This window comes from Vagococcus fluvialis bH819 (assembly GCF_900163795.1).
Classification (GTDB): domain Bacteria; phylum Bacillota; class Bacilli; order Lactobacillales; family Vagococcaceae; genus Vagococcus; species Vagococcus fluvialis_A.
On record NZ_FWFD01000019.1, the window covers coordinates 47,339 to 59,671 of the forward strand.

Below are 12,333 nucleotides of genomic sequence, written 5' to 3' on the forward strand. Positions count from 1 at the left end.
TCCCCCTTTACACGCCCCTTATTTAACTAATACTCTATAGTGAAGTCTTTGGATATTATAGCCACCGGCAAGGATAGTTTCAATGTTTGCAGTTCCTTTTTCCCCTATCACTGTTCCGTTAAACGTTCCATCTGATCCCAAACGCCCAAATTTAATATCTTTAATTTCTCCAACTCGTTCATAAGATTTAACAACAATACTAATTTTCTGATTTCTTACTACGGTTTCTGTTTCTCTCATTGCTCTTGTTTGTTCGTAACCTTTAAGATTTTCCATTACCCATGATTCATAAATTGTTTTATATTCTTCTAACCAATCATCAAGACTTTTTATTTTAATATTATCAATTTGTTCCTTAATGTATTTATATAATTCCCTTTCTTTTTTTTGTTCTTCAATTTGCTTAATTTGTTCTGGAGATAAATCGCCGAATTTTTCTAATTCATTTTGATACTTAGTGATTAATTCTGGCACTCTTTCCAATCTCTTTAATTTATTAAACCAATCTGACAGTAGCGTACTAATTGAATTGATTTTACTTTGCACAGTTTTTGGAGCATTTTCACTATAAGAGCGATCACCTTCATTCCATACCATTCTTTTTATTTCATCTTCTTTATCTATCGTTGCATTATCTAAAGAAAAATCCATTAAGTAATTTTTCTTTTGAATAACAACTAAATTTTTTTCAGTAGCTTCTTTTTTCTTAGCAAACCATTCTTTTACTTCAACCTGTTCTTTTATAAATGAATTTAGCCTAGTTTCTATTTGCTTTCTTGTTTTGGGTTTTGGGTTTTGGGTTTTGGGTTTTGGGTTTTGGGTTTTGGGTTTTGAATTTATTGTGATGACTTCCTTTCCTGTCCTTTATTTCTATACTAAGTATACCACACTTGACTACAAGTAGTCAATTACTTTTTTTCAAAAACCTTTTTTTATCTGTTCGACTACTTGTAGCCTTACACTCGACAGACTACTTGTAGTCTATTAAAAACTATCATAAACTATCATTAGCTATCATATAGCGTTAATATTGGGCTATTATGAATTTAAACACTTGTCTTTTATATAATTGTTTAGTATACTGATAATATAAATTTAAAAATTATGAAATAGGTTCTTGTGAACGTTCGCCAAAAACTAGGTCACAAAGAGCTGAAATGTCACTTACAGTGTGGTAGCTGTCAGTGGCTTTTTTCATACAAAAAAAAGGACTAAATTTTTTCTTAGTCCTTTTTTTGTTTTTATTTAACTCTATTCTTCTGCCACTCTGGAAACTGGCCACTCAATACTTAAAACATAGTCCTTAAATAAATCATTAATAAGTAACGGCTCATTGTCATACAACCCCCCACGTTTTAACCTTTCGCTTTCAATATCATTAAATAATATATTTTGATCCATTGTCGATACGCTTGTTTGTCTAATAATCATACTATAGTCACCCCAACAACTATTTGATTTAAAAAATAGAAACGGTACTTTATCTAATTTACCGTAATTAGTTACTATATCAATCTCTTTGATAATTAGATCCGCTTGTATTTTTCTCTTTATTTTATTCAAGCACATTTTTTCGGCAATATATATTAGCCCATATATCAAGCCAAAAATAAGTAATAAAATTACAACACCTCTATTATTATCATATGGCCTAACCACTACTACAGAACTATTTAAAAATGTTATAAAATACAATGCAATACCGATACGAAATATGCTGTTAATTGCTTTAACATACTTCCTTATAAGTTTAATGAAACTAAAAGAAAGATGATTATATCTTGTCACTGCTTCCAACAATATTATTCCAGTACAGCCCAAAAGTGATAATGAAAATATCGCTTGACCTATATTGTTTACTAAGTCTTTTAGTTCCCCAGACGCAACATTTGCATAAGTATCTTCATTACCAACAATTAAAGAGAAAAGAGAATACAAATTAGAAAAGCCGTTATTTGCAAGAATACTTAAAAAAATCATACAAAATAATGAAAACAATATTTTGAAAATTCTAACCAAATCTAAATAGAAATATTCATGATTATGCAACCCCTTCAATTTATTCTTTTTTTGTTTACCGTTAGTTTCTTCCATCTTTAAATCCCCTAGCTTAACGATGTGATCGTTAGTATTTTTTTGTGAAGTTAAAAACCTTCTATATTACAATTTTTTTAAAAATTCATCTACAATTAATTTTAATTTCATTAGCAGAAACACACACAACCAATCTATCATGATAACCACCCAGATAACAAAAAATAGTTTGCTTTGCACACTGACCAAATAAATAATTTCAAAAAATAATAGTTTCTTCCCCCTTAGAATTAATTTATCTTTATTAGTTTCTTTCTTCCATTTTAAGATATACATTAGTAAGCAGACTACATTAAATAAAAATAGCATTGCTAACCAATATTGAAACATAATCATAATTAACATCATACCACCAGACATTACAAGCATAAAAAATCCTTGTTGTGAAACTAGACAAATCAAAATAAAACATAAGATAACTAATTTTATAAATTTTTCGTTTTCTTCACTTATTCTCATAATTCCACCTTTATCTATCAATTTGACATCACCAGAGGAGCATTTAAAGACGTTTTCGTAAACAGCAATGGCCGATTATCCGTCAACAGTCTTTAAATACCCCCTGTATTCCACACTATAACTTTACTACTTGTAGTCTACTTGCTTTGTTCCTCTGCACTCATTCTTTCTATTATAGAATCTAATTCTTTTCTGCTTTTTTCCCCTTCAGTAACTTTGAACCTAATATTGATTGCTTGAAAGTAATAATAGCCCAACCCACCAGAAAAAATCCAATCAATATTATTTCTAAAACCAAATTTAACCATTTCAATAAGTTGATCCTTACTAAAATCTTCGTAATCAATTTCATCATTTTTAGGATCACTATAACCGTAACTGTAACCATTAAACAAATTGAATCCTAGTATCAGCAGTCGCATAGTTTCGCCAGTAACCCACGCACTATTTATAACAGAACGATTAATACCACCTTCACTATATATTTCTAAAAAGTGGTTTCTTGTGTCTTCTGTTAGACCTATAAGATAAAACAAACTGTTTCTGTAAACGTCCGAATCAGTTTTATTTTTCATATAAAATTCTTCATGATCCGGATTAATAAATACTAATTCCTTCATATTGATTCCCACCTATCTTTATTTGTAGTACCTTTATTATAACCCAATGACTACAAGTAGTCTATGAGTTTTTTAAAAAAAAACTTGACGCAGTATCAATATAAAACTACGTCAAGTTGATAGCTAACTGTTAAACATGAGCTACAGCTTTTTCTTGTTTTCCTTTGTTTATTTGTTGCTCGATCCCCATTGAAAAAATGTTTGCTACATCAAAATCTAAGGCATTTAAGACCCTTACAACAGTTTCTAGCGTTGGTCTATTGTAATAATTTTCAAATTTAGAATACTGAACTTGACTCATTCCGGTTTTTTCAGCAATTTCAACTTGTGTAATTTTTTTATCTTCCCTAGCAAATTTAATAGCATTGACGATCTCAATTAACTGTAAATCTAATTCAGTAGTTTGGCCACGATCAATCATTCTCTTTTTTATTTCTGAATATTTCATATATTAACCCTTCTTTCCTTTAATGATCTTTTAAAGTTCAAACCTTTGCCGGTAGGAATATCTTTCTTTCATACTCATACCTATCTATTCTTAATAGTTTCTTCCTATGTTTGATAACTGGTAAGGGAGCGTTAGCCCCCACGATTTAACCAGTCGTCAATTTCTCTAAAAGCTTTTTTAATTTCAGCTTTAGGCGTTTTTTGTGTCTGTTTTAAAAAAGAGTGTAACAAGATTAGCTCATTGCCCTTTACATAAAAGAAAATTCTATGCCTATCGAGAACAATTTCATACATCTTGCCTTCAATATGCCCCACTACTGGACGACCCTTTCTAGCACCCTTTTTTTCTAATTCATCAAATATTAACAACAACCTGTTAACCTTACTTTCTTTCAGTGTTTCAATGAATTCATCAACTGGCACAACACCTTTTTTAGTTTCATAAAAAGTTAACTCATACATTTGCCTTTACCTCTCTCACATTATTTACTATGTAAATCCCCCCTTCAACTTTATAACTAATTATAGCATTTATACGCTTGTATGTCAAGCGTGACATATTGCATTTGTGGCATATTTCAAAAAAATAAACCTCGATAGAAGTTTATTTATAAGCGAGTTTTTCTATCAACTCATTAAATTCCTCGTCATTTATAGCATAATAATTTTCTAAAAATTTTTCTATCAATGCAACTGGTCTTTTGTCACCCCTCATTGTAAACTGTATTTTGTCGCCTGTTTTCAGTTCTGGATAATAATAGCTGTCATTGGCTAAGACGCCTTCAAAATGTCCGCCACGATCATTACTATCATATTTATCTGAAACCTCTTTAGCGACTTCTACAAAGCACCCCTCACCATATCCACCATTAAAGCCTTGTTCATTTCTAGGTAAATTAACTTTGATTGTATTCATATTATTAGCCCTTTTTATAATTAACTTAGAATGACTACAAGAAGTCACTCTAAGAATTCTATTATATTATTTAAAATCAGTTACATTTACTTCTAATTCTAATTCATTAAACACACTTCTAATTATACTATAGATAGCATTGTCAGTTAATATCCTTTGCCATCTTTCATTTTTTGGTGACCATCTAAGAGAACCCTTTTTTAATAGCGTTCTAGTTTCATCGCAAGGTTTTCCGTCAGTCTTTATATATACTCGATTATTTTCTAAGTCTATGCCATAGCCCACCAGTTCATCATGATTTAATTCTTTATAAAATGATTGCCACCCTTTTTCTTCTGCTCTTTCTTTCCTCATTTTCTCTGTTTTAACTTGTTGATCTAGCAATACCGGATCGAACATTTTTCTTGTATTATTTAAAAATTTTGCGTGTTTTCCAGATTTTGAATATAGTTCTTTTTCTCGTTCGTGAATCCTAGCTAGTTCTTTTTCTTTTTTTCTAACGGGATAGTTAGCCCCACCACAAATCATAACCGAGGGAATGGTAGTTCCTTGTAAAATACTAGTTCTTAAATCGACTACTAATTTATTGTATTGTACTAACCTTTCATTCAATTCATTTTCATTCTCACTAGTTGATAAATCTTGAAATTTAGATACAAAATCTATTATATAGCCTTTAACTTCTACATTGAAATCTCGCCCTCTACGGAATGATGTTAAATCTTCGTAGCGTTCGCCTACCTCACTAGCTATCTGATAAACCAATTCAAACTCACCATTTTTAACACTTGCAAACGTCAATTCTTTTTTCATAAAACCCTTCTTTCTAAATGACTACTTGTAGTCATTTGCTGTTACAACTAATATAGCACACTCGACTACAAGTAGTCAATAGGTTAAAAATTAAAAACCTAACTTTTTAATAATTAGGTTAGCATTTCTGATAGTATTTTCATTGTTAATATGCGTTCTAAAGCCTTTAATTTTTTCCAATAATAACATGTCATCGTAAACTTTTAATGCTTTTAAATCCTTCATAGGACTTATATTACTACTATCTATCCTTTCCCACCCTAAAAATTATCCCAATCCAAATAGCCAAAGGCATTGATACTTTCTTTTTCTGCATAATGAATAATATATTTATCGTTAGACGGAGTAATTTTTGATATTTCATATACCCCACTACAATTTGATAGACCAATTATGTTCCAATTACTTATATTCTCTAATAAATCACCAATAATTTGTTTTTCTTTAAGTTCACTTTCCCTGTAACTATTTAGATTAAACTTAGGTAGAGTAATAGTTTTTTTGTTTTCATCAATTTCAATAAACCATTCAAAATGATTTGTTTTTTCAAAATATGCTTTTCTTTTAATGCTTACGTTTTTTTGTTCAAAAAAATTCAAGTCATACTTTTCTTCAAAAGCCTTTAACCAATCCCTTGCCATATTGCTCACCTGTTTACACTTTCTTATTAATCTTCTTGTTATTATTTTAAGTAATACACACGTTGCTATTGTTCTAGGTAATCACTAATTTTCCATAACGACTTTTGCTTGTGCGAATTTTAAAAACTCATAGAAACTAACGCCTTCTTCTACACAGACTTTTCTAACTTTTACTATGTCGTATCCTGTTTCGGTTTGACCTGTATCTAAATTAAAAACTTCTTTTTCCATTTGTTTACGGTTAGCGTAAATCTTTTCGAATACTTCATTCATTTACATTACCTCACTTTTTATTATTTTAAGTAATACTAATCATGTGTTATGCGATTTGAGTTCTGCAATAATTTTTAAATTTTCTTTTTTTAGTGCTTCAATTTTTTTAAATTTGAAACAGGTACATTCTCAACAATCTCTTTTTTAAAAAAAAATGTTGTTTTTATTTTAGGAGATAAAAAAGCAATTAAACTTTTATTCCTTCTCAATTTTTTTTCTAATTGTTTTTTTCTTTTCCGTTCATTCATTCTGTCCGTCACCCCATTACACATTTGTTGTTATTATCTAAAATCTCTGCCCTACTTTTGTTATCACATAAGCAAGAAAAAAATGAACCATTAGTCCAAATACAAAAAAGAAAGGTTTAGATATAAAAACAAATCCAAAAAACATAATTAGTTCCAGTGCTAAAATCAATCCCATCATTCTTCCTATTATACGCATACTTTTTTCCTACCTTTTCGCCGTTTACGGATCTTTTTTAAATCATTCGCTTTTTCAACTGCTTCTATATTCTTATAATACCTATCAAGATTTACAAACATTACGCCTACAAGGATTGGTGCAAGAGCGTCAGACGTTACTTTATCAATGATTGTATGTATCTTTTTCTTATCAATGATTATAGGCTTCTTTTCCGTATCAGTGATTGTAGGCGTCTTTTCCGTATCAATTGAATCTGATAAGAATAATTCATTTAAAACGATTAAACCAACTATTAAGACCGTTACAGCGAATACCATTCCAAAACTTTCTCTTAAAAGTGATACAGCTGTTACTTTTTTATTTTTATCTCTCATAATCTCAATCCTTTCTACAATTTTCTATATTTAGGCACTTATCTAACACCAATTGATAATACATCTGTTTAGCTCCTTCTTTCTATTATCTTAATTTATATAAAAAAATACTTACTATTCATCTTTTCAAAACCGCCTTAGAATATACTAGGACGGGAATTCTTTCTTTATAGAATTCTCTATAAATTCAATATCACTCTCATTAACAAAATCAAAGTCATAACTTACTGGTAATTCCCATTCGTAGACGCTAGGACGCCCTTTTAAAGCTCCATTACTTGTTGTGTTAACAACTATCATATAAAGAGTGTCATTGTCTACTCTAGTAACTTTAGCTTGTAAATCGCTAGTTACGCCTTGTGAAAACCGAATACATTTACCTACTAAACTAGAATAATCTGTATAGATACTACTTTTTGTAAAATCTACCGAACCACCTTGTTTTAATCCGTTTTTATAAGCTTCTATAATTTCTACTGGCGGTATGTTTGTTTCTAAAGGTTTACCAAAACTTTCTGTTTTGATTTTGTAGGCGTCCTCAACCTCTTTCGGCATAAGAACCACTAATTCATAGCTTTTTCTCAATTCTGAAACCTGTTCTTTAAATTTATTATCTAAACCTATCAAAAAACCTCTTATATAGCTTGATTTAAGGCTTTCTGTATAGTATCTCTCTCTAATTAAATCATTCTCTAAATAAAAATCATTAATGAATTTTTTACTATGAAAAACAATAATTTCATAAGCTAATAAATACATTTCTTTGGCCAACTCTAAATCTTTTTCCATTCCATAAAAAACAATTTTTCTTTTTTGGTGCATTGATCCAGACAACCGTTTACTAGAAATAAAATTTTTCACTCTAAAATTTTCTGCAATAATAATAGCTAGTTGGCGTTCCCACCAGAATAATTTTTTATAAATTGTCACGCTGTCTTCACCGATAATTTCTGTAGAAACTTCTGAATCTTCCACATCAATTTTGTTAATGTTATACTGGATCATTAGTTTTTGAGCGAGTACAAAAGCTGATTGGCTTTCTTCATCATTTTTTTGATCCTTAGAAATTGCTAATAACCCTTTCACTTTTTTTACAATCTTATCATATTTAGGTTCGTTCGCTTGACCCATTTTACGCCTTCCAATCCGACTACTTGTAGTCTTTGTTAGTGGTAGTTAACTACTATTTCTTTAATTTGTTCTATTTTTCTTTTTAGTGATTTAATTTCTTTTTCTTGTTCTTGAATGGTTTGATCTTTTAAATCAATTTGACCGGATAACAGCCAATCAATTGTTGTTTCACCAACGTTGGCTAGTAACAGTAATTTTTTTTTGCTAGGAAAATTAGTTCCACGTTCCCAATTAGAAACAGTTGCTCTAGGTGAGTTATCTGATTTCTCTCCCAATTCTTCCATTGTCCAACCTTTCAATTGTCTTAATTCTTTTATTCTTTTTCCAACTGCTAAAGGATTAATTTTTTTTTCATAACTAGTATTTTCAATATCATTAATTATTCTTATTAACTTTGTATTTTCAATTTTTAAATTATTAATAATAATATCTTTAAAATCTTCTTCACCAAGTAATATCCATTCCGCCGTTACTTGACTTATTTCAGCTAACTTATCTATATATTTCTTTTTAGGCAAATTTCTTCCGCTCTCCCAAGTTGCGATAGTGCTTTTCGGAGATCCCCCCAATAATCTTCCTAAGTGTTCCATAGTCCACCCATTTAACAAACGGATTTGCTTTATTCTTTGGCCTACTTTTTGTGGATCTATATTAGTATTATTTTTTTCAAGTATATTTTGATTACTTTCCCCGTATATAATATAATCCACTGTAACGTTTCCTATCATAGCGATGTCTAACAGACGATCTTTGTTTGGTAAATTATTTTCTATTTCCCAATTTCTAACTAATCCTTTAGAAGCAGGTGGGTCAAAAAGTTTTCCAAACTGTTCTAAGGTTAACTTCATACTTTTTCTGATTTGTTCGATTCGTTCACCATAACCTATAGCCTTAACTTTTTCCCCTTCTTTATTACTAAACCTATTCATGATAGCTTTCCCCTCAAATTCTCTATTATTTTTTTAAACTTTTCATTTTCTAACTTCAAATTTTTGATAACTTCATCTTTATAATCAATACGGCCATGTAGCAACCATTCAACTGTTGTATCACCAATTTCAGCAATCCTAGACAACCTTTTTTTGTTCGGTAATGTAAACCCTCGTTCCCAATTATTAACATTTCCTTTTTGTGAACTTCCTATTAAATCAGCAAATTCTTTCATAGTCATATTTTTAGATTTTCTAATGGTTCGTATTATTTGTCCTGTTAATTTAGGATTTGGCTTATTATCTGGGGAATCATTTTCATTCATATATAATATTTCTAACAAATGGTTGGCACATTGAATTATAACTAGGTCTTCCTCATAACTTATTTTTTGCCTATTTAAAATTTCTAACAAATTATTTCGGTACTTAATAAGGGAATCCTCACCAGAGCGAGTAAGAACTTCTTTTTCCTGTAGATAAGTCAATTTACAGACGTAATCACCAACCCCCCCGTACTTAATCCAATCAGTCGTAGTATTGCCTAAAAGGGCAATTTTTTCTAATCTATTTTTATTAGGTAAATTATTACCTTTTTCCCAATTATTAATCGTGCTTGGGCTACTAGTATCAACTAACTTCCCTAAATCTGCCATAGTGTAGTTATGTTCTTCTCTAATCTGTTTGATACGAATTCCGGACTCTACAAGATTAATTTTCATTTGCCACCTCACACATCTATTGTTTCCCCAAATAATATTTTTTTCATTTCATTTATTTTATTATTAAGTATTTCATTTTCCATTTTCAAATTCTGAATAATTTCTTCTTGATAATTAGTATGTCCGGATAGTAGCCAATCAACTGTATTTTCACCAATAACAGCTATTCTCTCTAACCTTGTTTTATTAGGTAGGTTATACCCTTTTTCCCAATTATTAACGGCACTGGAATTGGAAGCCCCAATCAAAGAAGAAAATTCTTCCATAGTTAAACTTTTTGACTGTCTAATTAATAGAATTCTTTTTCCTGTTTCAGAAATATCCCTCTCTACACGATCAGATTCCGCATTTCTAAACTTAGATAACCCCATAATATATGCCGGATCTACATTGTAATATTCCGCCAATTTGACCCACCTTTCTTTGTTAGGCCATCTTTCTTCTCTTTCATAAGCCCCTAACGCTTGTTTGCTCATTCCTATTTCCTTGCTTACATCTGATAAGATTAATTTATGTTCATTCCTTATTTCCTTCAACCTATTCATAATTTCTTTTCCCCTTTTGAATTTGTTAGATGATTATATTTTCTCGTCTTCGTTTTTCTCGATACAGCGTACTTTCACTAATCCCCGTCATTTTAGATACTTTTTTCACACTGTTATTTTCTAGTAATGTAAAAGCTAAATCTAGTTGATCTTTAGTAAATTTTTTAGGCCGGCCATCTTTAAAATTAGGATCGTTCTTTTTTGCAAACGCCTTGCCTTCTTGCGTCCGCTCAATAATCATATCTCGCTCATATTCTGCAAAGGCGAATAATTGCGTTAAAATCAATCTGCCATTAGGAGTATTTTCAATTAGTCCTTGATTTAAAATATGAACGCTTACACCACGTTCAAATAATTCCTTAGTAGTTGTTAGACCCTCTATTGTTGATCGAGCAAACCTATCTAGCTTTGTAACAACGAAGGTATCACCTTTTTTTAACAAATTTTTCAATTTAATAAATTCCGGCCTATTGATTTTAGACCCAGTATGTTTTTCTTTAAAAATTATTTCACAACCAGATTTTTCTAACAATTCTAGTTGCGTAGGAAAATCTTGACTTCCTGTACTAACTCTTGCGTAACCGTAAATTGTCATATTTTATCCCCTCACTTTTGACAGTAACTTTTGACAGTCTAATAACCCTTATTATACCACCACCAATTATCACTGTCATTAGTTTTAAGTTTTGACAGTAAAAAGACATTAATTATGTTCTGACATTTCTTCAAAAATTCCTTTAGCATGTTCCTCAGCCGTTTCAAACCGATCTTTTCCTAAGCGATAGGATAAAACTATATCTAATTGATAATCATTAAAATAAAAACCACCTTCATAAATATAAAAAATTTCGATTGGTTTATTATTCCCAATTGCTCTAATTTCTTTTTTTAAATCTGAAACTGAATATTTAGCTGACATGTTCATTCGCTCCCCTTCTTAATTAACTCTATAACAAATTATAACCCATTGACTACAAGTAGTCAATGGGTTATACATTTTATTTTTTCCTAAAAAACTCTGTCACATAAATTATATCGTTCAATTCGATCTGCTAACCCGTTGTAACCGCCATTAACACGAAGCGTAACTTGTTCTACTGAAGGGGATGTATCACAAAGTGCATTCATATTATTATTGTGCCACCAAAAACCGGCACTAGTCCACGGATATTTTTTACTAACGTAAGTAGCACCCTGTCTAACAACTTCTTGATCGCCTAAGTAATTAGCAAGGTTTGTGTAATTATACCTACCTGTTGTTTGAATAAAGCCTCCCCCTTTAAATCTTACGCCATCGCCCGGTTGGATATTACCTAAATCCGTTCGACCTTGATAGTCAGCTCCCGAAGCCAATTCGGTTGGCCATAATCCGGCATTAGATTCATGTGAACATTGGCTGATAAAATGAATGATTCGCACTCGGCTAGTAATATTAAACATAGCTAAACAATTGTTTAAATCGTCTACCAAATGGTCAGTTATATTCACCCAATTTATTTGACGAAGTTGACTAGCCGAAACGTATTTACCTTTTTTATTTGATCCATCGTTACCGCCTGTATTACCACCTGTATTACCACCTGTATTACCACCTGTATTGCCACCTGTTGATTTACCGTATACTTTTAACACTTGACCAATTTGAATTTTATCCGGATTGCTTATACCATTCAATGATTGAATTTGAGCCATTGTCATTCCGAATTTCAAGGCAATTGCCCCTAAGTTGTCACCAGATTTTACAGTATACGTTGTCGTGGGTTTAGTTGTTCCACCATTGCCACCTGTTGATTTACCGTATACTTTTAACACTTGACCAATTTGAATTTTATCCGGATTGCTTATACCATTCAATGATTGAATTTGAGCCATTGTCATTCCGAATTTTAAGGCAATTGCCCCTAAGTTGTCACCAGATTTTACAGTATACGTTGTCGTGGGTT

The 12,333-nt window shown here is 30.9% G+C and carries 20 protein-coding genes; all 20 read right to left on the reverse strand.

What is annotated here, in order from left to right:
* Positions 1 to 18 precede the first annotated feature (18 nt).
* Positions 19 to 651, reverse strand: a complete 633-nt coding sequence (locus FM121_RS13575) for a hypothetical protein (RefSeq protein ID WP_086952725.1) — start codon at positions 649 to 651, stop codon at positions 19 to 21.
* 600 nt (positions 652 to 1,251) lie between these two features.
* A complete protein-coding gene (locus FM121_RS13580) occupies positions 1,252 to 2,094 on the reverse strand; it encodes a hypothetical protein (protein WP_086952726.1) in 843 nt (280 codons plus the stop codon).
* A gap of 66 nt (positions 2,095 to 2,160) precedes the next feature.
* Positions 2,161 to 2,553, reverse strand: coding sequence for a hypothetical protein (locus FM121_RS13585; RefSeq protein ID WP_086952727.1), 393 nt, complete (start codon positions 2,551 to 2,553; stop codon positions 2,161 to 2,163).
* 137 nt (positions 2,554 to 2,690) lie between these two features.
* On the reverse strand, positions 2,691 to 3,173 hold the full coding sequence (locus FM121_RS13590) for a DUF6075 family protein (RefSeq protein WP_086952728.1): 483 nt from the start codon (positions 3,171 to 3,173) through the stop codon (positions 2,691 to 2,693).
* A gap of 130 nt (positions 3,174 to 3,303) precedes the next feature.
* A complete protein-coding gene (locus FM121_RS13595) occupies positions 3,304 to 3,621 on the reverse strand; it encodes a helix-turn-helix domain-containing protein (protein WP_086952729.1) in 318 nt (105 codons plus the stop codon).
* Positions 3,622 to 3,752: 131 nt separating this feature from the next.
* Positions 3,753 to 4,082, reverse strand: coding sequence for a type II toxin-antitoxin system RelE/ParE family toxin (locus tag FM121_RS13600; RefSeq protein WP_086952730.1), 330 nt, complete (start codon positions 4,080 to 4,082; stop codon positions 3,753 to 3,755).
* 142 nt (positions 4,083 to 4,224) lie between these two features.
* Positions 4,225 to 4,536 (reverse strand): hypothetical protein, encoded by a 312-nt coding sequence (locus FM121_RS13605; RefSeq protein WP_086952731.1) that lies wholly within the window; start codon positions 4,534 to 4,536, stop codon positions 4,225 to 4,227.
* Between the two features lie 66 nt (positions 4,537 to 4,602).
* Positions 4,603 to 5,349 carry a hypothetical protein gene (locus FM121_RS13610; protein ID WP_086952732.1) on the reverse strand — a complete coding sequence of 249 codons (747 nt, stop codon included), beginning with the start codon at positions 5,347 to 5,349 and terminating at the stop codon, positions 4,603 to 4,605.
* A gap of 90 nt (positions 5,350 to 5,439) precedes the next feature.
* Positions 5,440 to 5,574, reverse strand: a complete 135-nt coding sequence (locus FM121_RS14705) for a hypothetical protein (RefSeq protein ID WP_256958480.1) — start codon at positions 5,572 to 5,574, stop codon at positions 5,440 to 5,442.
* A 35-nt stretch (positions 5,575 to 5,609) separates the two neighbouring features.
* Positions 5,610 to 5,999 (reverse strand): hypothetical protein, encoded by a 390-nt coding sequence (locus FM121_RS13615; RefSeq protein ID WP_143597097.1) that lies wholly within the window; start codon positions 5,997 to 5,999, stop codon positions 5,610 to 5,612.
* Positions 6,000 to 6,074: 75 nt separating this feature from the next.
* The gene (locus tag FM121_RS13620; protein WP_086952734.1) at positions 6,075 to 6,263 is read right to left on the reverse strand and encodes a hypothetical protein; all 189 of its coding nucleotides are present in this window, start codon (positions 6,261 to 6,263) and stop codon (positions 6,075 to 6,077) included.
* Positions 6,264 to 6,352: 89 nt separating this feature from the next.
* Positions 6,353 to 6,511, reverse strand: a complete 159-nt coding sequence (locus FM121_RS14535; protein WP_179203889.1) for a hypothetical protein — start codon at positions 6,509 to 6,511, stop codon at positions 6,353 to 6,355.
* A gap of 186 nt (positions 6,512 to 6,697) precedes the next feature.
* Positions 6,698 to 7,063 carry a hypothetical protein gene (locus FM121_RS13625; RefSeq protein WP_086952735.1) on the reverse strand — a complete coding sequence of 122 codons (366 nt, stop codon included), beginning with the start codon at positions 7,061 to 7,063 and terminating at the stop codon, positions 6,698 to 6,700.
* Between the two features lie 147 nt (positions 7,064 to 7,210).
* The gene (locus FM121_RS13630) at positions 7,211 to 8,194 is read right to left on the reverse strand and encodes a DUF2786 domain-containing protein (RefSeq protein WP_086952736.1); all 984 of its coding nucleotides are present in this window, start codon (positions 8,192 to 8,194) and stop codon (positions 7,211 to 7,213) included.
* Positions 8,195 to 8,229: 35 nt separating this feature from the next.
* Complete coding sequence (locus FM121_RS13635) at positions 8,230 to 9,123, reverse strand: helix-turn-helix domain-containing protein (RefSeq protein ID WP_086952737.1); 894 nt, start codon at positions 9,121 to 9,123, stop codon at positions 8,230 to 8,232.
* Positions 9,120 to 9,845, reverse strand: a complete 726-nt coding sequence (locus FM121_RS13640; RefSeq protein ID WP_086952738.1) for a helix-turn-helix domain-containing protein — start codon at positions 9,843 to 9,845, stop codon at positions 9,120 to 9,122. Before FM121_RS13640 ends, FM121_RS13635 begins: the two co-directional genes overlap by 4 nt.
* 8 nt (positions 9,846 to 9,853) lie before the next feature.
* Positions 9,854 to 10,390, reverse strand: a complete 537-nt coding sequence (locus FM121_RS13645) for a helix-turn-helix transcriptional regulator (RefSeq protein ID WP_086952739.1) — start codon at positions 10,388 to 10,390, stop codon at positions 9,854 to 9,856.
* 25 nt (positions 10,391 to 10,415) lie between these two features.
* Positions 10,416 to 10,985: a recombinase family protein gene (locus FM121_RS13650; protein WP_086952740.1), complete on the reverse strand. Its 570-nt coding sequence runs from the start codon at positions 10,983 to 10,985 to the stop codon at positions 10,416 to 10,418.
* A 108-nt stretch (positions 10,986 to 11,093) separates the two neighbouring features.
* Positions 11,094 to 11,309 (reverse strand): hypothetical protein, encoded by a 216-nt coding sequence (locus FM121_RS13655; RefSeq protein ID WP_143597098.1) that lies wholly within the window; start codon positions 11,307 to 11,309, stop codon positions 11,094 to 11,096.
* Between the two features lie 89 nt (positions 11,310 to 11,398).
* A partial coding sequence (locus FM121_RS13660; protein ID WP_086952742.1) for a LysM peptidoglycan-binding domain-containing protein occupies positions 11,399 to 12,333 on the reverse strand: 935 nt, incomplete at its 5' end.